This is a genomic window from Streptomyces roseoviridis (assembly GCF_039535235.1).
Classification (GTDB): Bacteria; Actinomycetota; Actinomycetes; order Streptomycetales; family Streptomycetaceae; genus Streptomyces; species Streptomyces roseoviridis.
Genome location: NZ_BAAAWU010000001.1, coordinates 2,842,219 through 2,862,633 on the forward strand (window position 1 = coordinate 2,842,219; position 20,415 = coordinate 2,862,633).

Annotated in this window: 19 protein-coding genes; 5 read left to right on the plus strand and 14 right to left on the minus strand. The window is 73.6% G+C overall.

The window, feature by feature from the left end; all coding sequences use genetic code 11:
* Window positions 1–82 precede the first annotated feature (82 nt).
* The 5 genes from ABD954_RS12625 to ABD954_RS12645 form a co-directional block, all read right to left on the minus strand.
* Window positions 83–1,312 carry an amidohydrolase gene (locus ABD954_RS12625; protein ID WP_345486118.1) on the minus strand — a complete coding sequence of 410 codons (1,230 nt, stop codon included), beginning with the start codon at window positions 1,310–1,312 and terminating at the stop codon, window positions 83–85.
* A gap of 116 nt (window positions 1,313–1,428) precedes the next feature.
* Window positions 1,429–2,607, minus strand: coding sequence for a hypothetical protein (locus tag ABD954_RS12630; RefSeq protein WP_345486119.1), 1,179 nt, complete (start codon window positions 2,605–2,607; stop codon window positions 1,429–1,431).
* Entirely contained in the window at window positions 2,604–3,500 is an 897-nt protein-coding gene (locus ABD954_RS12635; protein ID WP_345486120.1) for an N-acetylneuraminate synthase family protein, read from the minus strand. Before ABD954_RS12635 ends, ABD954_RS12630 begins: the two co-directional genes overlap by 4 nt.
* 14 nt (window positions 3,501–3,514) lie before the next feature.
* A complete protein-coding gene (locus tag ABD954_RS12640) occupies window positions 3,515–4,714 on the minus strand; it encodes a cytidylyltransferase domain-containing protein (RefSeq protein WP_345486121.1) in 1,200 nt (399 codons plus the stop codon).
* Complete coding sequence (locus tag ABD954_RS12645; RefSeq protein WP_345486122.1) at window positions 4,714–6,015, minus strand: DUF6716 putative glycosyltransferase; 1,302 nt, start codon at window positions 6,013–6,015, stop codon at window positions 4,714–4,716. The genes ABD954_RS12640 and ABD954_RS12645 overlap by 1 nt, the downstream gene beginning before the upstream one ends.
* A 199-nt stretch (window positions 6,016–6,214) precedes the next feature.
* On the opposite strand from ABD954_RS12645, the gene ABD954_RS12650 reads away from it, so the two are divergent.
* Window positions 6,215–7,210 (plus strand): glycosyltransferase family 2 protein, encoded by a 996-nt coding sequence (locus ABD954_RS12650; protein ID WP_345486123.1) that lies wholly within the window; start codon window positions 6,215–6,217, stop codon window positions 7,208–7,210.
* Window positions 7,207–8,526, plus strand: coding sequence for an alpha-2,8-polysialyltransferase family protein (locus ABD954_RS12655; protein ID WP_345486125.1), 1,320 nt, complete (start codon window positions 7,207–7,209; stop codon window positions 8,524–8,526). The genes ABD954_RS12650 and ABD954_RS12655 overlap by 4 nt, the downstream gene beginning before the upstream one ends.
* 15 nt (window positions 8,527–8,541) lie before the next feature.
* Here ABD954_RS12655 and ABD954_RS12660 read toward each other — a convergent pair whose 3' ends face one another.
* From ABD954_RS12660 to ABD954_RS12670, 3 genes are all read right to left on the minus strand, one after another.
* Complete coding sequence (locus ABD954_RS12660) at window positions 8,542–9,363, minus strand: MerR family transcriptional regulator (protein ID WP_345486126.1); 822 nt, start codon at window positions 9,361–9,363, stop codon at window positions 8,542–8,544.
* A 37-nt stretch (window positions 9,364–9,400) separates the two neighbouring features.
* A complete protein-coding gene (leuE, locus tag ABD954_RS12665; RefSeq protein ID WP_345486127.1) occupies window positions 9,401–10,054 on the minus strand; it encodes a leucine efflux protein LeuE in 654 nt (217 codons plus the stop codon).
* A 90-nt stretch (window positions 10,055–10,144) separates the two neighbouring features.
* Window positions 10,145–11,725: an acyl-CoA mutase large subunit family protein gene (locus ABD954_RS12670; RefSeq protein ID WP_345486128.1), complete on the minus strand. Its 1,581-nt coding sequence runs from the start codon at window positions 11,723–11,725 to the stop codon at window positions 10,145–10,147.
* Between the two features lie 226 nt (window positions 11,726–11,951).
* Here ABD954_RS12670 and ABD954_RS12675 point away from each other — a divergent pair, with 226 nt between their 5' ends.
* Complete coding sequence (locus ABD954_RS12675) at window positions 11,952–12,845, plus strand: L,D-transpeptidase family protein (protein WP_345486129.1); 894 nt, start codon at window positions 11,952–11,954, stop codon at window positions 12,843–12,845.
* 231 nt (window positions 12,846–13,076) lie between these two features.
* Here the strand turns inward: ABD954_RS12675 and ABD954_RS12680 are convergent, their stop codons facing one another.
* Window positions 13,077–14,129, minus strand: coding sequence for a hypothetical protein (locus ABD954_RS12680; protein ID WP_345486130.1), 1,053 nt, complete (start codon window positions 14,127–14,129; stop codon window positions 13,077–13,079).
* A complete protein-coding gene (locus tag ABD954_RS12685) occupies window positions 14,129–14,830 on the minus strand; it encodes an RNA polymerase sigma factor (protein ID WP_345492118.1) in 702 nt (233 codons plus the stop codon). The genes ABD954_RS12680 and ABD954_RS12685 overlap by 1 nt, the downstream gene beginning before the upstream one ends.
* Before the next feature lie 364 nt (window positions 14,831–15,194).
* Here ABD954_RS12685 and ABD954_RS12690 point away from each other — a divergent pair, with 364 nt between their 5' ends.
* Window positions 15,195–15,959, plus strand: a complete 765-nt coding sequence (locus ABD954_RS12690; protein WP_345486131.1) for a Clp protease N-terminal domain-containing protein — start codon at window positions 15,195–15,197, stop codon at window positions 15,957–15,959.
* A 56-nt stretch (window positions 15,960–16,015) separates the two neighbouring features.
* On the opposite strand, the gene ABD954_RS12695 is transcribed toward ABD954_RS12690, so the two are convergent.
* The 4 genes from ABD954_RS12695 to ABD954_RS12710 form a co-directional block, all read right to left on the minus strand.
* A complete protein-coding gene (locus ABD954_RS12695) occupies window positions 16,016–16,441 on the minus strand; it encodes a hypothetical protein (RefSeq protein ID WP_345486132.1) in 426 nt (141 codons plus the stop codon).
* A gap of 14 nt (window positions 16,442–16,455) precedes the next feature.
* Window positions 16,456–16,986 (minus strand): hypothetical protein, encoded by a 531-nt coding sequence (locus ABD954_RS12700; RefSeq protein ID WP_345486133.1) that lies wholly within the window; start codon window positions 16,984–16,986, stop codon window positions 16,456–16,458.
* Window positions 16,987–17,051: 65 nt separating this feature from the next.
* Window positions 17,052–17,699: a DUF4328 domain-containing protein gene (locus tag ABD954_RS12705; RefSeq protein ID WP_345486134.1), complete on the minus strand. Its 648-nt coding sequence runs from the start codon at window positions 17,697–17,699 to the stop codon at window positions 17,052–17,054.
* A 174-nt stretch (window positions 17,700–17,873) separates the two neighbouring features.
* The gene (locus ABD954_RS12710) at window positions 17,874–19,514 is read right to left on the minus strand and encodes a beta-N-acetylhexosaminidase (protein ID WP_345486135.1); all 1,641 of its coding nucleotides are present in this window, start codon (window positions 19,512–19,514) and stop codon (window positions 17,874–17,876) included.
* A 288-nt stretch (window positions 19,515–19,802) separates the two neighbouring features.
* Here ABD954_RS12710 and ABD954_RS12715 point away from each other — a divergent pair, with 288 nt between their 5' ends.
* Entirely contained in the window at window positions 19,803–20,303 is a 501-nt protein-coding gene (locus ABD954_RS12715; protein ID WP_382745656.1) for a 2-oxo-4-hydroxy-4-carboxy-5-ureidoimidazoline decarboxylase, read from the plus strand.
* Window positions 20,304–20,415 lie beyond the last annotated feature (112 nt).

The window sequence follows — 20,415 nt, forward strand, 5'->3', positions numbered from 1 at the left end:
GAACCGGTCCCGGCCCCGCATTAAGTCGTACTTGAACTCGGGAATTCGCCACCCGGATTTCCCCCGTGGGGGAAACCCCGGATCAGCGGGACGCGGCGTCGAGCAGGACGGCCGCCGTGAACATCTCCACGGCCACCCCGATGGCCCGCTCGTCCACGTCGAAGTCACCGGCGTGCAGGTCGCGCACCCGGGTGTCGCCGGGCGTGCGGACGCCGAGGCGGGCCATGGCGCCGGGGACGAGCTCCAGGTACCAGGAGAAGTCCTCGCCGCCGAGGGACTGCTCGGTGTCCTCGATCGCGTACGGCCCGCGCCGGGCGGACATCGCGTCGCGGAGCAGCTCGGTGATCACCGGGTCGTTGACGACCGGGGGGACGCCGCGGACGTAGTCGACGGTCGACTTGGCCCGGTGCAGGGTGGCGATCTCGTCGATCGCCGCGTGCACCATGTCGGGGGCGTCGCGCCAGGCGGGCAGGTCGAGGCAGCGGACCGTGCCGGACAGCTCGGCGTGCTGCGGGATGACGTTGGGCGCGTGACCGGCCGCGATGCGGCCCCAGGTGACCGAGAGGCCCGAGCGGGCGTCGATCCGGCGGGCCAGCACGGCGGGCACGTCGGTGGCGATCCGGGCGGCGGCGGTGACCAGGTCGGTGGTCAGGTGCGGGCGGGCGGTGTGGCCGCCGGGGCCGCCGAGGGTGATCTCCAGCCGGTCGCAGGCGGAGGTGATGGGCCCGGGACGCAGGCCGATCTTCCCGGCGTCGACCTTGGGGTCGCAGTGCACGGCGATGATCCGGCCCACGCCGTCCAGGACGCCGGCCGCGATGGCGTCGGCCGCGCCGCCGGGCAGCACCTCCTCGGCGGGCTGGAAGACCAGCCGTACGGCCACGGGCAGCCGGCCCTGCCGGTCGAGCTCGGCCAGGACGAGGCCGGCGCCGAGGGCGGCGGTGGTGTGGACGTCGTGGCCGCAGGCGTGGGCGCGGCCGGGCTCCGTGGAGCGGTAGGCGACGGTCTTGGTGTCGGGGATGGGCAGCGCGTCGAGGTCGGCGCGGATCGCCAGCATGGGCCTCGCGCGGTCCCAGGTGCCGACGTCACACATGAGTCCGGTGCCGCCGGGAAGCACTCTGGGGCGCAGTCCGGCCGCTTCCAGTCGGGTCTTGAGCGCCGCGGTGGTCCGGAACTCCTGCTTGCCGAGCTCGGGGTGCATGTGCAGATCCCGGCGGAACGCGATCAGTTCGGCACGCAGCGGTTCGGTCAGCGTTCCGGGCAGCGCTGCGGTCGCCGCGTCGGGGCCGGGCTCACGGGACTTCAACTGGTTCACCTTTTGAAGGGTACGGCCCCCGGAAGATCAACTGGCCCTTGATCACGAAAACTTCAGCCCGTTAGGGGATAGAAATCTTGTTTCACAGGTATGACGCACACCCCGTGTGGGTATGGTTACCCGAATTCCAACCTCTCCGTACGCGTGGCGGTGCCGGCGACGCCGGCCAGGAAGCCCTGGGCGCGGGGTGAGGCGTTGTCCCGCAGCCACTCGGGCGCGATCGCGCAGACGGCGACCTTCACGCCGGTCCCGGCGAGGGCCAGCGGCAGGGTGTGGACGACCGTGGACGGGAAGCTGACGACCGTACGGCCGATGGGGCCGCGGCGGGCGATCAGCTCCAGCGGGAGGTCGGGGCGGACCACCTCCAGGCCGGTCTCGACCGCGATCCGGTGCAGTTTCCCGGTGCTCTCGCGGCGGTGGGCGAAGTAGCGGGTGGCGCCGTGGGTGCGGGCCAGGACGGCGACGGCCCGCAGGTACTCGTCGGGGTCGACGACGCCGGTCTCCACGAGGGAGGTGCCGACGAGGTCGGCGCCGCGGGTGAGCCGGGGCGGGCCGAAGCGGGTGCGGGTCCAGGAGAAGTCGTTGACCAGGACGGTGGTGCCCGGCGGCGGCTCGACCGGCAGCGAGGTGAAGATCTCCACGGTGCGGCGGCGCCCGGGCGCGAGCTTGCGGCGGGCCAGCGAGGTCACCGGGGCGAGGACCAGTTCGCGCGGCCCCCGGCTGCCCCGCCGGTGCCAGCGCACCAGACGCTCGCCGCGGGCGAGCTGCCCGGCGAACTCCATGGTGGCGGTGCCGTCGTCGACGACGGTGACCCGGCGGGGGCCGAACAGGGTGAGCAGCAGCTGGACGTAGCGCGAGAACGGATCCCCGACGATCACCCGCTCGGCGGCCCGCAGGGGCCCGGCCAGCTCCCGCAGCGTCCGCGCCACGGCGCCCCTGCCGTCCCGGGCGTCCTGCCACTTCACGGTGACGCCCTCGTCCCTGGCGAGCTGCGCCATGCGGCGGAGCTGGCCCCGGGACATCGGGTCGGTGGGCGACAGCACGACGACGGTGAGCCGGAGTCCGGCGAGCGGGAGCCGCCCGGCCGGTCCCGCGCCGGCCGGCCCGGGGCGGGCGGGGGGCTGCCCGGAGCCGGCCCGCCCGGCCGGGTCGGGCGGGGGTTGGTCGCGGCCGGCGGGCCGGCCGGGTGTCGCCGGGGGGTGGTACGGGGCGTCCCGCAGGGCCGTGGCGTGGGCCCATTCCAGGACGTTCAGGAGCTGGACCGGGCTCTCGACGAACGCCAGCTGGCCGGTCATGCGGCGACGAGTCCCGGGACCCGGCGGAGCTTCTTCATCGGGCCGAGCTCCGACTCGTAGACCTTCTTCACGCCGTCGCCGAGCGCGGTCTCGATGGTGCGGATGTCGCGGACCAGGCGCTGCAGGCCCTGCGGCTCGACGGAGGCGGCCTGGTCGGAGCCCCACATGGCGCGGTCGAGGGTGATGTGGCGCTCGACGAAGGTGGCGCCCAGCGCGACGGCGGCCAGCGTGGTCTGCAGGCCGGTCTCGTGGCCCGAGTAGCCGATCGGGACGTTGGGGTACTCCTCCTGGAGCGTCTGGATCACGCGCAGGTTGAGCTCCTCGGCCTTGGCCGGGTAGGTGGAGGTGGCGTGGCAGAGCAGGATGTTGTCGCTGCCGAGGACCTCGACCGCGTGCCGGATCTGCTTCGGCGTCGACATGCCGGTGGAGAGGATGACCGTGCGGCCGGTGGCGCGCAGTTCGCGCAGCAGCTCGTCGTCGGTGAGGGAGGCGGAGGCGACCTTGTGGGCCGGGACGTCGAACTTCTCCAGGAAGGCGACGGCCTCGGTGTCCCACGGGGAGGCGAACCAGTCGATGCCGCGCTCGCGGCAGTGCGCGTCGATGGCGCGGTACTCGTCCTCGCCGAACTCCACCCGGTGGCGGTAGTCGATGTAGGTCATCCGGCCCCAGGGGGTGTCGCGCTCGATGTCCCACTGGTCGCGCGGCGTGCAGATCTCGGGCGTGCGCTTCTGGAACTTGACGGCGTCGCAGCCGGCCTCGGCGGCGGCGTCGATGAGCGCGAAGGCGTTGTCCAGGTCGCCGTTGTGGTTGATGCCGATCTCGCCGGTGACGTAGACGGGCCGGCCCGGGCCCGCGGTCTTGCTGCCGAGGGTGCGGAGGCGGGTGTCGCTCATGGTTCGGGGGTTCCTTACGCGTCGGGGGTGTGGAGCTCGGGTCCGAGGAGCCAGGCGGCGATCTCGCGGATCGCTCCGGAGCCGCCGGGGGTGTGGGTGACCGCGCGGGCGGCGGCCCGTACGGAGTCGTGGGCGCTGCCCACCGCGACGGGCCAGCCGACGAGGTGGAAGCAGGGCAGGTCGTTGACGTCGTTGCCGGCGTAGAGCACGCGCTGGGGGTCGACGCCCCGCTGGTCGCACCACTGCTTGAGGGCGAGGTCCTTGCGGTCCACGCCGTGGAGCACGGGGACGCGGAGCTTGCGGGCGCGGGCGGCGACGACCGGGTTCTGTTCGGTGGACAGGATCAGGAGGGGGACGCCGGCCCTGCGCAGCGCGGCGATGCCGAGGCCGTCGCCGCGGTGCACCGAGACGAACTCGCGTCCGTCGGCGTCGATGTGGACGCGGTCGTCGGTCTGGGTGCCGTCGAAGTCCAGGACGACGGCGTCGACGTCGTCGAGGGTGGGGGTGACCGGCGCGTCGAGCAGCGGGGCGAGCGCGCGGGCGCGGGCGAGGTCGTGCGGGTCGTCGATCTCCAGGGCGCGGGCGGGGTCGGTGACGACCAGCGCGGTGCGGCCGAAGAAGCGGTGGCCGTGGGTGCGGAAGCCGTCGGCGGCCATGGCGTAGACGGCGCCGGTCTCCAGGTACTCGGGCTCGCGGTCCTGACGGCGCGGGCGGTGCGCCTTGTCGTGGTTGACGCCGGTGGCCCCGTCGGCGCCGCCCGGGTTCTCCTTCCACAGGAAGCCGTGGGTGGGGGCGGCGGTGAAGGCCGTGTCGGCCTCGCCGGAGACGATCCGCGCGGCGGTGGCGTCCACCTCCTCGGCGGTGAGGAAGGGGCTGGTGCACTGCACGAGCAGCACCACGTCGGCGGCGCGGCCGGAGGCGGCCTCGAAGGCGTCCAGGGCGTGTCGGACGGCGGACTCGCTGGTGGCGGTGTCGCCGGAGAGGCCGGCGGGACGCTGGACGGCCTGCGCGCCGAAGGCCCGGGCGGTCTCCGCGATGGCCGGGTCGTCGGTGGAGACGACGACGTCGGTGACGCGCGGGGCGGCCAGGCAGGCCCGGACGGCGCGGCCCACCAGGGGGATGCCGGCCACCGGGGCGAGGTTCTTGGCGGGGACGCCCTTGGAGCCGCCTCGGGCCGGGATCACGGCAAGCACGGTCGGCGGGGTCGTCGGCATCACAGTTCTCCCAGGCGGCGGATGACGGGGGCCACGCGCTGCACGCCGTGGCGGTAGGCGCCGCGCGCCACCTCGCGGACGATCCGGCGCACCCCGCTCTCGCGGGGCTCGGGCGCGGTGACGTCGAGGCGGTGGCGGGCGAGGACGCCGGGCAGGTAGCCGCCGGCGGTCTCGGCCGTGTAGTACGGGGCGATCGGCGGCAGCGCGGGGCCCGCGAGGAGTGCGGCGACCCGCTCGCGGGCCGCGTCGAAGGCCCGCTCGTACGGGACGGTCCCCGGGCCGCCGACGCCCACGCCCTGCCGGGACAGCCACCGCTCGTCGGGTACGGGAACCTCGCCCCGGTCGAGGCGGTCGAAGGAGGTGAGCAGCCCGGAGCCGATGAAGTGGTGGTTGCCGAGCGCCTCGCGCACCCCGAGGTCGGTGAGGATCGCGGTGGGGATCCGCCGGTGGAGGGCTTCGAGGGCGGCCGTGGAGGAGACGGTGACCAGCAGGTCGGTGCGGTCCAGGACCTCGCCCATGTGCCCGTACACCAGGCGGAAGTTGGGCGGCACCGGCAGGTCGCGCACCAGCTTCTGGTACGGGAACTCCTCCAGGTGCGTGGTGTGTTCGCCCGGCTTGGAGCGGAGTTTCAGGAGCACCTCGCGGCCCGGGTGGAGCCGGGCGTGTCCGGCCAGCCGGCGCAGCACGTGGGCGCGTTCGGCCCGCGTCACGGGCACGGAGGGCTGGGCGGCGAAGACGAGGGTGTCACGGCCGGTTTCGGACATGTACGGGGCGCCGCCCAGGAAGGGCAGGGCGGCCTCGACGACGGCGGCCGGGTCGGCGCCGACGCCCTCGTAGACGGCGCGGAACCGCTCGGCGTCGTGGCGGGAGTTGGCGAGCACGACGTCGGCGCCGTGGCGCAGCAGGAGCCCGTCGGCGAGCTTCTCGTAGACGACGCCGACATAGCCGGTCACGAGCACCGGGCGGCGTTCCAGGGCGAGTTCGGCGAGGCCCTGGAGCAGGGCGCGGACGGTGCCGCCGACCAGGGCGAGCACGATCACGTCGTAGCCCTCGCCGCGGCCGGCCGCGTCGCGCACCTCACGCAGGAACTCCGTCCCCGTGACCTCGCGCGGGGCGGTGTCGGACACCCCGGTCTCGGCGAGCTGGCGGGCGGTGGGGGTGGCACGGCCGCGCAGGACGAATCCGGTGGGGACCGTGCTGTCGGGTGCGATTCTGCGTGCGGTGAGCACGCCCCATTTCCACCGGGTGTCGGAGTCGGCGAGCACGGCGACGCGCGCCGCTCGTTGGTTGCGTGATGGCACGTCGAGGACGCTAGGAGGGCCAGGGGATTGGCGGCCCAACTGGGCCACAACAAATGGTTAACAGCGCCATGACGCATTGCGGGAAACGGACAGAAAGGGATTCGCATACGAGGTGGTTAAGGGGCCCGCCGCTTTGTGTTCACCGGGCATCCCCTTTCCGGTCAGGACGAATGCCGGGGCGGCGCCTAGCGTCGGGTGCGTGGTCAAGCTCTCCGTCGTCGTGCCGTTCTACAACGTGCAGACATACGCCCCCGACGCCCTCAGAAGCCTGCGCGCGAACGCCCGTGCGGACTTCGAGTTCCTGCTGGTCGACGACTGTTCGACGGACGGGACCGCGGAGCTCCTGGAACGGGCGGTGCGCGAGCTCCCGGGGGCGCGGCTGCTCCGGCACACGCGCAACGAGGGCCTCGCGACCGCCCGCAACACCGGTCTCGACGCGGCCCGCGGCACCTATCTGGCCTTCCTCGACGGCGACGACTGGCTGTCCCCCGGCTTCTACGCGGGCCTGGTCGCGCACATGGACGAGCTGGGCTGCGACTTCCTGCGCACCGACCACGTGCGCGTGACCGGCCGGAACAGGTCGGTGCGCAGGGCGCCGGTGGGGCGGCGCGGGGAACTGCTGCGGCCGAGGGACGCGATCCTGCCGGCCGACCGGACGACCTCGGTGGACTACCCGTACGCCTGGGCCGGGATGTACCACCGGCGGCTGCTCGACCGGGGGCTGCTGCACTTCCCGCCGGGACTGCGGACGGCGGAGGACCGGCCGTGGATCTGGCGGCTGCACCGGGAGGCGGAGTCCTTCGCGGTCACCGGTGACCTGGGAGTCTTCTACCGCCGCGGCGTCGCCACCTCGCTCACGCAGATCGGCGATGTCCGGCAGCTCGATTTCATTCGCGCTTTCGACCAGGTGATCGACGAGACGAAGAATGATCCGGACGCGGAACGGCTTCTCCCGAAGGCCGTCCGGACCTATTGCGCGGTGATTTCCCACCACATCGGAAACATGGCGAAATTCGAACCCGAGGTCGGACGGAAATTGCGCGCGATGAGTGCGGGCGCGCTGCGGCGCATGCCGCAGGACGTCCTCGCCGGGGCGCTGACGGCGATGGGCGAGGAACGGGCGGGACCGCTGCGCCGGCTGAAGCGCCGCCGCCCCGCCCCCGCACCGGCCCCTCGGGAGACGAACGCCGCATGAGCACCACCGGAACCGGCACCACGCAGATCTTCTACGCCTCCACCCTGTACGGGGCCGCCACCCTGGCCGCCACCCTGGACAGCGGCTGCTTCCGGCCCGCCGGGCGGCGCCTGCTGCTGGTGTCCACCAACGCGGCGGTGCCCGAGACGACCACCCCGCTGGACGCGATGCCCGGCTTCGAGCGGCTGCGCGGCCGGTTCGACGGCGTCCTCGACTGGAACGGGACGATCGAGCCCCTGCACCCGGGCGGCTGGACGCCCCGGCCGGACGACCTGCCCCTGCTCCAGCGGCATCTGCGGCGGCTGTGGGGGCTCGGCACCGACCGGATCGAACTCGTCGTGGAGTCCCTCCAGGTGGCGCCCGCGCTGACCATCGCCCAGCTCTTCCCGGACGCGTCGATCGACGTCTACGCGGACGGGCTGATGAGCTACGGCCCGACCCGCAACAAGATCGACCCGCTGGTCGGCGAGCGGGTGCGCCGGCTGCTCCACCTGGACCTGGTGCCGGGCCTCACCCCGCTGCTCCTTGCCGAGTTCGGGGCGGTCCCGGAGGCGGTGCCGGCCGAGGCGTTCACCAAGGTCGTCGAGGAACTGTCGGGGCCCGTCGCGGCCGAGGAGGGCCCCGCGCTGCTGCTCGGCCAGTACCTGGCGGCACTGTCCCTGCTCACCCCCGCCGAGGAGGGCGAACTGCACCTGCGGATGGTCCGCGGCGCGGTCGCCCGCGGCCACCGCCGCCTGGTCTTCAAGCCGCACCCCACGGCCCCCGACGCCTGGTCGCGGGCCCTGGTGCGCGAAGCGCAGGCGCTCGGCGCCGAACTGACCGTGCTCGACCGGCCGGTGCTCGCCGAGGTGCTCTACCGCGAGCTGCGGCCCGCCCTGGTGGTCGGCTGCTTCTCCACCGCCCTGTTCACCGCGAGCGCGTTCTACGGGATCGAGACCGCCCGGGTCGGCACCCGGCCGCTGCTCGCCCGGCTCTCGCCGTACCAGAACAGCAACCGGGTGCCCGTGCTGCTCGCCGACGCGCTCGTCCCCGACCTGGAGCGGCCGGGCCGAGAGCCACTGGGGCTGCCGGAGCTCACCGGCTTGGTCGCCGCGGTCGGCTTCGCGATGCAGCCGAGGATCAGGCCCGACCTGCGGGAGGCGGCCGTACGGCACCTGTCCGGGCCGCTCGCGGCGGCCACCCGGCACCACTTCACCCGCCGCCGGCTCACCTCCCTGGGCCTGCCCGGCGGCCTTCCGGTCCCCCGCCACCCGGGCCTGCGCCGCCTGGCCCGCCGCGCCCTGAGGCTGAAGCGGCAGGCGCTGGGCGGCCGGTGAGCACCGGGCCGGCGGCTACGCGCGGGTGACCGGCTCCTGGAGCTCGGTCACCCAGCGGCTGGTGTCGTCGGGGCACTCCAGATACAGCTCGCGGGCGTACCCGGCCGACACGTACCCGTGGGTGTCGATCCAGCTCGCCAGCGTCTGGGCGGTCGGCAGGATCTCGTCCATGGAGCCCCGGTGGACGACGGTCGCCGCCTCTTCCAGCCCCGGCAGCACGCGCACCTCGACGCCCTCGGCCACCGTGCCCTCGGGCACGGTCATCCCGGCGTGCACGAGGACCGAGCCGTCCCCCCTGCCCGCGTCCTCGTAGTACGCGATCCCCGGGCCGAACCCGGTGACGCCGGCGGCCTCCAGGCGGCCGCACAGCTCCTCGTACAGCGGGCCGATGACCGGGCCGATGTCCTGCGGGCCGAAGCTCGCGGCGACGCCGCTGAGCTCGGCGATGCGGACGGCGGGAACCTTCTTGACGACGACGTCCTGTGCGGACATGCGTCCCTCGCTCTCGATGGCTCGGAGCCGCGCACCGACCTGGGCGAGCCGCGCCCGCGCCTGGGCGAGGGCCGTCTCCAGCTCGGCCTGCCGCAGCCGCAGCATCCCGCGCAGCTCCTCCGCGCCCACCTCCTCGTCGAGGATCGACCGCACCTGTTCGAGGGTGAAGCCGAGCTCCTTGAGCGCGATGACACGGTTGAGCCGGGCGAGCTGGGCCGCCTCGTAGAAGCGGTAGCCGCTGTGCGGGTCGACATGGGCCGGGCGCAGCAGTCCGATGGCGTCGTAGTGGCGCAGCATCCGGACCGACACCCGCCCGTGCCGGGCGAAGTCTCCGATGACGAACATGACGCCCCCTACGGAACGGCCTCACACCGTGTCAGGGTCAAGGACCCGCGAGCGAGAGCTTCGCGGCGAAGCCGAGGAAGAGGGCTCCGGCGGCCGTGGTGGCCCCGGCGGACAGCCGCCTGCGGCGCCGGAAGGCGGCGGCGAGGCGGGTGCCGCCGAAGATCAGCGTCGTGAGGTAGAGGAAGCTGCCCAGCTGGAGCAGGGTGCCCAGGACCAGGAAGGACAGCGCCGGATAGGCGTACGACGGGTCCACGAACTGCACGAAGAAGGAGATCAGGAAGAGGATCGCCTTGGGGTTGAACAGGCTGATGATCAGGGCACGCCGGTAGGGGTGCTCCGACGGGCCGGCCGGGGCCTCGGCGGACGCGTCCTCGACGGTCTCGTGGCGCGTGCGCCACATCGCCCACGCGGCCCGCAGCATCCCGTACGCCATCCAGGCCAGATAGCCGGCGCCCGCGTACTTCACGATCATGAAGAGCAGGGGCGTGGTCTGGAGCAGCGAGGCGGCGCCGAGGGCGGCCAGCGTCATCAGGACCGCGTCGCCGGTGAAGACGCCGGCGGCGGCCTGGTATCCGGTCCGGGTGCCCTTGCGGGCGGCGACGGACAGCACGTACAGCGAGTTCGGCCCGGGCAGGAGGATGATGAGGACGAGCCCGGCGAGATAGGTCGGCAGATCGGTGACACCCAGCATGGAGCGGAGTGTCGCACGTGGGTACGACACTCCGCCCGGGTGTTTCGCATCACGGAAGACCCGCCGGCGGCCGGCCCCGCGGGAGGGGAATCAGAAGGCGTCGGTGGGGACGTACGTGCCCCAGACCTCCCGCAGCGCGTTGCAGACCTCGCCGACGGTGGCGCGCGCCTTGAGCGCGTCCTTCATCGGGTAGAGCACGTTGTCCGTGCCCTCGGCCGCCTTCTTCAGCTCCGCGAGGGCCGCGTCCACGGCCGCCTGGTCGCGCTCGGCGCGCAGCTTGGCGAGGCGCTCGGCCTGCTGGGCCTCGATCGCCGGGTCGACCCGCAGCGGCTCGTAGGGCTCCTCGACGTCGATCGTGTAGCGGTTGACGCCGACGACGACCCGCTCCCCGGAGTCGGTCTCCTGCGCGATCCGGTACGCGGAGCGCTCGATCTCGTTCTTCTGGAAGCCGCGCTCGATCGCGTTGACCGCGCCGCCCAGCTCCTCCACCTTCGCCATCAGCTCCAGGGCGGCCGCCTCGACGTCGTCCGTCATCTTCTCCACCACGTAACTGCCCGCGAAGGGGTCGACGGTGGCGGTGACGTCGGTCTCGTAGGCGAGGACCTGCTGGGTGCGCAGCGCCAGGCGCGCCGACTTGTCCGTCGGCAGGGCGATGGCCTCGTCGAAGGAGTTGGTGTGCAGCGACTGCGTACCGCCGAGGACGGCCGCGAGGCCCTGCACGGCGACCCGGACCAGGTTGACCTCGGGCTGCTGGGCGGTCAGCTGCACGCCGGCCGTCTGGGTGTGGAAGCGGAGCATCAGCGACTTGGGGTTCTTCGCGCCGAACTCCTCCTTCATCACCCGCGCCCAGATCCGGCGGGCCGCACGGAACTTCGCGACCTCCTCCAGGATCGTCGTGCGCGCCACGAAGAAGAAGGAGAGTCGGGGCGCGAAGTCGTCCACGTCCATGCCGGCCGCGACCGCGGTGCGGACGTACTCGATGCCGTCGGCCAGCGTGAACGCGATCTCCTGCGCCGGCGAGGCACCCGCCTCGGCCATGTGGTAGCCGGAGATCGAGATCGTGTTCCACTTGGGGATCTCGGCCTTGCAGTACTTGAAGATGTCCGCGATCAGCCGCAGGGACGGCTTGGGCGGGAAGATGTACGTGCCGCGGGCGATGTACTCCTTCAGCACGTCGTTCTGGATCGTGCCCGTCAGCTTGTCCGCCGGGACGCCCTGCTCCTCGCCGACGAGCTGGTACAGCAGGAGCAGCAGGGAGGCGGGGGCGTTGATCGTCATCGACGTGGACACCTTGTCCAGCGGGATCCCGTCGAACAGCACGCGCATGTCGTCGATCGAGTCGATCGCCACGCCGACCTTGCCGACCTCGCCGTGCGCGATCGGGGCGTCCGAGTCGTGGCCCATCTGCGTCGGCAGGTCGAAGGCGACCGACAGACCCATCGTGCCGTTCTCGATCAGCTGCTTGTAGCGGGCGTTGGACTCCACCGCGGTGCCGAAACCGGCGTACTGGCGCATCGTCCACGGCCGGCCGGTGTACATCGACGGGTACACACCGCGCGTGAAGGGATACGCCCCCGGCTCGCCCAGCTTCTCGGCCGGGTCCCATCCCTCCAGGGCGTCCGGTCCGTAGACCGGCTCGATGGGCAGCCCCGACTCCGACTCGCGCGCCATGTGTTGTGCCTCCCGATAGACCTGCTGCTCACTGCTTGCTGATCAAGACCCGCTACTGAGCGGTACCCGCCCTCGTTGCGGACTGTAGCGGCGGGCGTGCGGCCGGGTGGAGAGCAGCACGCTGGGACCTTCCTCACAGCATGCCCGTCTCTTTTCGGTCACGTGCGCAACCGCGCGGGCACGGGAACCATCCCTCCGTACACACGTCATTTCCCGGGGGGCACCGATGAAGCGTTCGTCCGTCCTGCGCAGAGCCGTCCTGCACAGAGCCGTCCTGGCCGTCGCGGCCGTCACCCTGGCCGCGGGCTGCGTGCCCGGGGCCGCGGCCTCCGGCGGCACGGGCACCACGCCGCCCTCCACGCCGGCGACGGCGTCCACCGCACCGGCCCCGGCGCCCTCGCGGACCGCCCCGGGCACCGACGACAAGCCCTCGTCGCCGGCACCGTCGTCCTCCGCCTCGGGCTCCGGCGGAACGCCCGCACCCGCGGCCAGGATCCTGATGGACGACGGCGACGAGAGCGCCCAGGTGCGCGAGCTCCAGGCCCGGCTGCGGCAGCTCGGGCACTTCGACCGGGCGCCCACCGGCTTCTACGGGACGATGACCGGGGGCGCGGTGAAGACCTTCCAGAAGAAGCGGGAGCTGCCGCGGACCGGCTCGGTCGACGAGGTCACCTGGAAGCGGCTGGTGGCCGCGACGCGCGAGCCGACCGCCGACGAGCTGCGGCCGTCGACCACCCACAAGCTGGACACGCCCGACCCGCGCTGCACGACCGGCCGGGTGATGTGCATCAGCAAGGAGAGCCGGACGCTCGCCTGGATGATCGACGGCAAGGTCGTCTCGTCCTTCGACGTGCGCTTCGGTTCGGAGAACACCCCGACCCGCGAGGGCGAGTTCAAGGTCGAGTGGAAGGCCCGGGACTGGACCTCGACGATCTACCACACGCCGATGCCGTACGCGATGTTCTTCAGCCGCGGCCAGGCGGTCCACTACTCGTCGGACTTCGCCGCCCGCGGCTACAACGGGGCCTCGCACGGCTGCGTGAACGTACGGGACAAGGCGAAGCTCGCGGTGCTGTTCGACCAGGTGAAGGTGGGCGACAAGGTCGTCGTGCACTGGTGATCCGGCCGCGCCGGTGACCGGCGTGCGCCGCGGATGCGCGAGGAAGGCGCGCGAGGAGGAGAAGGGGCGCGGGTGGGACCGGGGGAACGTGTCCCACCCGCGCCGATGCGCCGAGCCGAAGGTACGGGGGGAACCCCGGCTCCGTGCGCTCGCCGATGACCAGTCGGCTCACTCAGTACTGCGTCGGCGGGTCGAAAAGTGTCACACCCGTCTTGCGGCGCTCTTGCCGCGCTATGAACGGGGGCGGTCCTTGCCGTGCGCGCCGGGCCCGCCGGAGACGGGTCCGCGGTCGCCGGCGCCGCCGTCGGAACCCCGGGCGCCGCCGCTGCCACCGCCCTTGCGGTCGCCGTCGCCTCGGTCGTCCTTGTCGTCGCCGTCGGCGTTGCCCGACTCCGGACCGCCGCCGCCGGAGCCACTGCCGGAGCCGCCGCTGCCGCCGCTGCCGCCGGTGGTGCGTCCCGCCGAGGGCTGGGCCGCACCGGAGGAGGGCGCGCCGGCCAGCACCCGCTCGCAGTACCGCTTCACGGTCTCGCCGCTCCTGAGCGAACCCGCGAGCCGCTGCCGGCCGCTGTCGGTGAGCCGGCCGGCGCGGTACTCCTTGCACGCCTCGACGATCCGCTTGTCCCGGCTCGCGCCGTCACCGTCCGGGCCGGCGGTGGTCCGGTCCGGCTCGGCGGTGGCGCCGGCCGTGTCGCCGGCTCCGGGCGTGGCGCTGGAGGGGCCGCCGGTGGGTCCGGGGGTGCCGGTCGTCCGGTCGGGGTCCGCGGGGACGCCGGGGGCGTTCGTGCCGGTGCCGGTGCCGGTGCCGTCGCCCGGCGAGCCGGACGCGGTGGGCCCGGTGGTGTCGACGGCCCTGACCGAGTGCCCGGAAGCGGGCTCGGAGGTCAGGGGCAGCATGCCCGTTCCGGCCGCGACGGCGACTCCGCCGACGGTGACGGCGGCGAGCGCGGCGGCGAGTCCGTAGCGCAGGGAGCGTCCCCAGCGCCGGCCGGTGGGGACGGGGGCGATGCGGACGGCGCCGAGGTCGGCCGGGGCGGACGTCCCGGCGGGTCCGGCCGCGGCGGCGCGCTCGGCGGTGGCCTTGCGGAAGGCGGCGAGGGCGGCTTCCTCGCCGGGGAGTTCGCCGGCAGTGGCGGCGGCCGAGGGCGTACGTGCCGTGTCGAGGGCGCGCGCGAGGAGCTCGGCCTGCGCGCGGGAGGCGTCGTCGACGGGGTCGACCGGCTCGCCGCGCAGCAGCCGCTCCGCGGCCTCCTGGTCGAGCCACTGGTACCGCTCGTCGGCCATCACATGTCCTTCTGCGTCCGCGCGCGCGATTGCGTCACACCGCCAGGCGTCGCGGCCCCCGCCCGGCGACCGCGCTGCGGAGGTACGCCGTCGAGCGGGGAATCGCCGTCGGGGCCGCCCTCGGGGCCTTGCGGGAGGTCACCGCCGTGACCGGCCGCACCGAGGAGTTCGGCGAGCTTCTTGAGGCCCCGGTGGGCGGCGGTACGAACCGCTCCGGGGCGTTTGCCGAGGGTGTCGGCGGCGCTCTTGGCGTCCAGGCCGACGACGACCCGCAGGACGACGGCCTCGGCCTGGTCCTGCGGAAGCTGGGCGATGAGGTGCATGGTGCGGCCGGTGGCCAGGGCCTCCAGGGCCTCGCCGGCGGTGTCGGACTCGGCGGGCTTGTCGGTGAGCTCCGTCTCGTCGCCGCCGACGGCGGGGCGGCGGCCGCGCATGCGGATGTGGTCGAGGGCGCGGTTGCGGGCGATGCGGGCGGCCCAGCCGCGGAAGCGGTCGGCGTCGCCGCTGAAGCGGTCGAGGTCGCGCGCGATCTGCAGCCAGCTCTCGGAGGCGACGTCCTCGGCGTCGGCCTCGCCGACGAGGGTGCGTATGTAGCCGAGGAGCCGCGGATGCACCGCGCGGTACACGGTGCGGAAGGCGTCGTCGTCACCGTTCTGCGCGGCGAGCACTGCGGCCGTCAGCTCCGCCTCGTCCCCCAGCACTCCCCACACCTGTTCGTCGTCGCGCTCATCGCGGCTGGTCGTCACCGCCACGCCGCCCAGGGCGCAACAGAACGCTACGTCCTTTTCGGGCGCCGCGTCCACGCGGGTCCGGTTCTTTGTACAACTCGAACTTTCGCGCGGCGCGAGGGGGTGTGACAGAAAACGCATGCGCGGCGCTGTTAGGAGTACGGGGCCGTCCGCGGCTCCGCGGACGACGACCGGGGCCTCTCCTGTGGGGGGTGGCGGCCCCGGTCGTCTTCCTGTTCGGGTCCTTGGGGCGTCCAGTGAGGGCGCCCTTTTCTTTTGCCCGCACACTGTCAACCCTAGGTTGACACCCCCTGGGTGTCAACCTAGGGTTGCGCTTATGACGACACCACTCGGCACGACCAGTCCCGTGCGTCTCGACGACCTGATCGAAGCGATCAAGAAGTCCCACACGGACGCCCTCGACCAGCTGTCCGGCGCGGTCATCGCGGCGGACCACCTCGGCGAGGTCGCCGACCACCTCATCGGCCACTTCGTAGACCAGGCGCGACGGGCCGGCGCCTCCTGGACCGACATCGGCAAGAGCATGGGCGTCACCCGGCAGGCCGCCCAGAAGCGTTTCGTCCCCAAGGACGACAAGGGGGCCGACGCCGCGAAGGCGGACCCCGGTGCCGGCTTCAGCCGGTTCACCCCCCGGGCCCGCAACGTCGTGATGGCAGCGCAGAACGAGGCCACCGCCGCCCGCAACGACAAGACGGTCCCGGCCCACCTGGCGCTCGGCCTGCTCGCCGAACCCCAGGGGCTCGCGCTGGCGTGGATCACCAACCAGGGCGTCACCCCCGACCGCCTCCGCGAGGCGGTCACCCCGACGCTGCCGCCGGCCGCCGAGGAGGTGCCCGCGCTCGTCCCGTACGACGCGGACGCCAAGAAGGTCCTGGAGCTCACCTTCCGCGAGGCCCTGCGCCTCGGCCACGCCTGGGTGGGCACCGAGCACATCCTGCTCGCCCTGCTCGAGTTCGAGGACGGCAAGGGGCCGCTCACGGGGCTCGGCCTGGACAAGGCACGGGCGGAGCGGGAGATCGCGGAGGCGATCGCCTCGATGCACATCGACGAGCCGGCGACGGAAACCGAGCCGGGGGCCTGAGCGAGCCGGGAGCCTGAGCGGGCCGGGGGCGGGGCCGGACACCGGACCCGCCCCCGCTACTCCTTCACCACCGGGTTCACGGCGTCGAACCGCACGACCCGCGCCGTCGGGTCCAGCCGGAGGTCGGCCGCGTACCGGCCCTCCGTGACCGCGGCCGTGAACCCCTCGCTCGTGAGCCAGGGTCCGTCCGCCGGCGTCCAGCGGTACGCGTCGAGCAGCCGCCGCACGTCCCGCGCGGACAGCGTCGCCCGGCCCTCCAGGCGAACGTCCGTCGGACCCGGGACACGGGAGTCCTGGTCCCCCAGCGGCCGCGCGGACCAGCGAGTGCTCTCGATGTCCCCGAACTCCGGGAAACGCCGCTCGATCGGGCGCTCCTCGGTGCGCACCTGCGGCGCGACCGGCTTCTCGCCCGCGGCGGTGCCGCAGCCGCCGAGCACCGCCGTCGTCACGGCGGCCACGGCCGCCCTCCCCCGTCGGACCATGGGGTCATCGTGCCTCAGGCGGTCCGCGCGCGGCGGGAGACGACGGCTCGCAGGACGCGGCCGCCCTCGATGGACAGCTCGCGGGCCCGGCGCAGGCCGGTCGGGCCGTGCGCGGCCGCCTCCAGGACGGCCTGCTGGCGGCGGAGTTCGCCCGCGTGGAGCGGACCGGCCTCGGTCGCGTCGTAGAGGCGGTGCACGGCGAGCGCGACCGCGGAGCAGCGCCCGGTCCAGTCCCGCAGCGGCTCCTCGGCCCACTCCCCGGGCACGCCGTCCAGCATCGCGCGCACCATGGTGACGACTCCGCCGGCGTCCGCGTCCGCGCCGCCCGCGCCCTCCAGCTCGACCCGTGCCTTGGCGACCGCCTCGGCCCACGTCGCGCCGTCTCCGCGCGCCACCGCGGCCCACACCGGCCGCAGCACCTCGGCGCGCTCCGGCGCGAGCAGGGGCAGGCACCGGTCCAGACAGGCGAGTCCGGCGGCGGCGAGGCCACGGGCGTCGGCGCGTTCGATCAGTTCCTGCAGGCTCGTGCTCGTCACGGACGTCATGGACGCCTCCTCGCCAGCGATGCGGACGCAGTACTTCCACTACTGCGCCGTTCGGCGCTTTTTCGTCACTGCGCGGCCGGAATCATGCCAGTGGCCTTCGCGTGCTGCATAGAGGTCAGGCGGCGGACGACGAGGATCGCGAGGACGGCGGCGGCGATGTTCAGCAGATAGCCGGCGAGGGACCACCAGGTCGCCGTGGTCCAGGCCGAAACGGTGTCCGCGTCGCCGAAGAGCGCCGTGGCGATCCGGTCCACGACCGTGCCGGTGACCCAGACGGTCCACCAGCCGTTCAGGAGCGTCAGCTCACGGGCCCCGTCGGCCCCGTGCGGGTTCGGGCGGCTCGCCCGCCAGATCTCGGCGGCGATCCCCCGCGGGATCCAGAGGTTCGCGATGGGGACGAACCAGCCGCCGACGGCCCAGCCGGGGCCGCGGCTCGGCACGTCGGGGGCCCACACGCCGGCGTTCCGCCGCAGCCGGTGGAACCAGACGATGAAGACGATCCCGGTCGCCGTGAACAGCGTGAACGCCATGCCGTAGGCGACGTTCAGGTCGACGGGGCCGAACACGGCGGCGTCGAAGGAAAAGGGGTCGTCGGCGAGCAGACCCCGCACGTCGATCAGGGCGAGCAGGGCGTCGAAGGCGATGTTGCCCGCGAGCAGCGTGACGACGGCGTACGACAGTCCGTTCGGGTTGCGGAGCACGACGGAACTCATGGCGATGTGGACCCCCCACGGAACAACGGCGTCCCCACCCCAGGAGCGCCGGGCGCCCGCACGGCCGCCGAGGCCGGGACCGTACGCCGTCCGCCGTGCGCGTGTCCATCGGACCCGACAAGCCGGCCCGGCCCGGGAGGCGCGGGCGCGCCCGCTGGGCCCCACCCGCCCCGCTCAGCGCACGCGCCCCGCCAGGGAGCGGAATTCCGCCCAGCTCAGCGTCGGCTTGCGGGCGTCCCACAGTTTCTGGGCCGTCGCCGTCAGCGGCATCCGGATGCCGTCCGCCACCTGCGCCTGGGTCTGGGCGCCCGCGAGGTCGCACCAGACGGCGAACATGCCGCCGAGGATCTGCGGGTCGTAGCGGGCGGGGACGGGAGCCGTGCCGCGCACGACCAGCGGGGTCCACTCCTGGTAGATGCGGCGGCCGGTCGGGTACGTGAACTGGTTGGGCTGGCCGAGGACGTAGTAGAGGTACTCGTCGTTGTAGTTGATCAGCTTGCGGCCGGCGCTCAGGTACGAGGCCGGGGTCCGCGCTCCGATCTCCTTGCCGGTCCAGTAGGCGACCTGGATGTCCCGGTCGGCGCTGACCACGCCGCCGGTGAAGAAGCCGTCGTTCCAGGCCCGCAGTGCCTTGCCGGTCGGCCGGACCACGGCCGCGCGGTCGTTGAGCCAGCCGGTCGCCAGGTCCTGGACCCGGCCGGAGGCGCCGTACTCGGCGGTCGCGGCGCGCGCGAGCTGGGGGTAGGTCGCCTCGGGGTTCCGGGACATCAGGGCCACGTACTCGTCGGCGCCCAGGTGCCAGTGGCCGCCGGGGAAGAGACCGGCGTACTCGCGCAGCAGCTCGTCGACGATCTTCGCCGCGGCGGGCTTGGAGATGTCGACGGCGCCGCGCGGGGTGCGGCCCGTGGCGCTGACGAGCTGGAGGTCGGGGTGGGCGGCGATGACGGCGCCGAGGTGTCCGGGCGAGTCGATCTCGGGGACGACCGTGATGTGCAGGCTCGCCGCGAGGGCGACGATCCGCCGGACCTCGGCCTTGGTGAGGTGCTGGGCCGAGACGACCTCGGGGTGGCTGTCGGAGGCGATGCGGAAGCCCTGGTCGTCGGAGAAGTGCAGGCCGAGCTGGTTGAGCTTGAGGTCGGCCATCTCGCGCAGCCGGGCCTCGATCCAGCCGGCGGTGAAGTGCTTGCGGGCGATGTCCACCATCAGTCCGCGCTGGGGCTTCGCGGGGGCGTCGGTGACGACTCCCTCGGGCACGGCGCCGGTCGACCTGACGGACTGCTTGAGCGTCCGGGTGCCGTAGAAGACGCCGGCCTGGTCGGGTCCGGTGATGCGGACGCCGCCGCCCTGGACGGCGAGGCGGTACGACTCGGGGGCGCCCTGCCCGCCGAGGGCGAGGCTCACGTCGCCGGGCCGGGCGGCCGCGGTGCCCCGGTAGGGGACGCCCAGCTCTCCGGCGACCAGCCGGGCCTCGTCGGCGAGGGCCCGCTCGTCCTTGGCGGCGACGACGACTCCGGTGCCCGGTCCCGGCTTCCAGCCGGGACCGCGGGCCGCCGTGTGGTCACGGACGGCCGGGACGACCTGGGGCGCGGCCGAGAGCGGGTAGCTCTTCGTCGGGCTCGGCGTGGGCGTCGGTGTCGGGCTCGGGGGCGGAGCCGCCGTGCTGGTGACCGGCCCGGAAGGAGAGCTTCCCGTGGGCGGGGGGACGGCCGGCGGGGCGGACGGAGAACCGTTGGAGCAGGCCGCCACGGTGACCAGTGCCACCGCGGTCGCCATCAGTGCGGGGCCCCGGCGGGGCCCTCGTATGGAGTACCGCATCACTCGGAATCCTCTCTCATCGGGTGAAGCACGGCATCCCGGGGTTTTCCGGCGCTTCCGTCCACCCCTTCGGCGAAACCCACTCGTCCAGGTGAAATTCGCGCATCCGTCGGACACTTCCCCCGTCCCGCCGATAGCGTGGCGTCACATCCACCCCATCGGTTGTCGCCGCTCCCTCGGCCGCTCGCCCCCCTCCCGCTTCCGTCCGGCTCGCGCCCTTCGCCTCCGGAGTCCCCGCTGACCAGCGACACCCACGCCGCCTCCTGCCGGACCCCGGCCCGCCCCGTCATACCTGCCCGGCAGAGTGCCGCCCGGCACCTCGGCGTCCTCTCGGGGCTCGTGCGGTTCAACGCGGCCCCGGCCTCCGTCGCCGAGAACCTGCTGCTCGACTGCTGCGGCAGCCGCCGCTGGGCCGAACGGGTGGCCGCGCACCGGCCGTACCCGACCCTGGACGCGCTGCTCGCCGCCGCCGACGAGGCCGGTTACGACCTGTCGGGGGCCGATCTCGACGAGGCGCTGTCCCGCGAGACCTCCGCGCTGCCGCACCCGGACGCGCCGCCGGCCGCCCGGACGGCGCTGCGGGCGGCCCTCGCCGCGTACGAGGCCGGCTTCGGACACGCGTTCGTGATCAGCCTGGACGGAGTGCCGGCCGGCGAGCGGCTCGACCAGGTCCTGGCCGGGATCCGGTCACGTCTCGGCAACGAAAGGGACGAGGAACGGGTCGTCGCCGCCGACGAACTGCGCCGGCTCGCCCGGACGCGGCTCACGCGTTCGATCGCCGCGTGGTGAGTTCGTCCGGAATGCGGCGATTCGGGGCCGAACGATAGCCCGTCCGTGCCTGTTTGATCACACCTATGGACCCCGCGCGAGCGAACCGACAACTCGTCGCTACGATGACCGG

What these genes read in the sequence shown, in the direction of transcription:
- ABD954_RS12630 (WP_345486119.1), bottom strand. Translation starts at nt 2,607, where the DNA reads ATGACCGGCCAGCTGGCGTTCGTCGAGAGCCCGGTCCAGCTCCTGAAC.
- ABD954_RS12635 (WP_345486120.1), bottom strand. Translation starts at nt 3,500, where the DNA reads ATGAGCGACACCCGCCTCCGCACCCTCGGCAGCAAGACCGCGGGCCCG.
- ABD954_RS12640 (WP_345486121.1), bottom strand. Translation starts at nt 4,714, where the DNA reads ATGCCGACGACCCCGCCGACCGTGCTTGCCGTGATCCCGGCCCGAGGC.
- ABD954_RS12655 (WP_345486125.1), top strand. Translation starts at nt 7,207, where the DNA reads ATGAGCACCACCGGAACCGGCACCACGCAGATCTTCTACGCCTCCACC.
- ABD954_RS12660 (WP_345486126.1), bottom strand. Translation starts at nt 9,363, where the DNA reads ATGTTCGTCATCGGAGACTTCGCCCGGCACGGGCGGGTGTCGGTCCGG.
- leuE (WP_345486127.1), bottom strand. Translation starts at nt 10,054, where the DNA reads ATGCTGGGTGTCACCGATCTGCCGACCTATCTCGCCGGGCTCGTCCTC.
- ABD954_RS12670 (WP_345486128.1), bottom strand. Translation starts at nt 11,725, where the DNA reads ATGGCGCGCGAGTCGGAGTCGGGGCTGCCCATCGAGCCGGTCTACGGA.
- ABD954_RS12675 (WP_345486129.1), top strand. Translation starts at nt 11,952, where the DNA reads ATGAAGCGTTCGTCCGTCCTGCGCAGAGCCGTCCTGCACAGAGCCGTC.
- ABD954_RS12680 (WP_345486130.1), bottom strand. Translation starts at nt 14,129, where the DNA reads ATGGCCGACGAGCGGTACCAGTGGCTCGACCAGGAGGCCGCGGAGCGG.
- ABD954_RS12690 (WP_345486131.1), top strand. Translation starts at nt 15,195, where the DNA reads ATGACGACACCACTCGGCACGACCAGTCCCGTGCGTCTCGACGACCTG.
- ABD954_RS12695 (WP_345486132.1), bottom strand. Translation starts at nt 16,441, where the DNA reads ATGGTCCGACGGGGGAGGGCGGCCGTGGCCGCCGTGACGACGGCGGTG.
- ABD954_RS12700 (WP_345486133.1), bottom strand. Translation starts at nt 16,986, where the DNA reads ATGACGTCCGTGACGAGCACGAGCCTGCAGGAACTGATCGAACGCGCC.
- ABD954_RS12705 (WP_345486134.1), bottom strand. Translation starts at nt 17,699, where the DNA reads ATGAGTTCCGTCGTGCTCCGCAACCCGAACGGACTGTCGTACGCCGTC.
- ABD954_RS12710 (WP_345486135.1), bottom strand. Translation starts at nt 19,514, where the DNA reads ATGCGGTACTCCATACGAGGGCCCCGCCGGGGCCCCGCACTGATGGCG.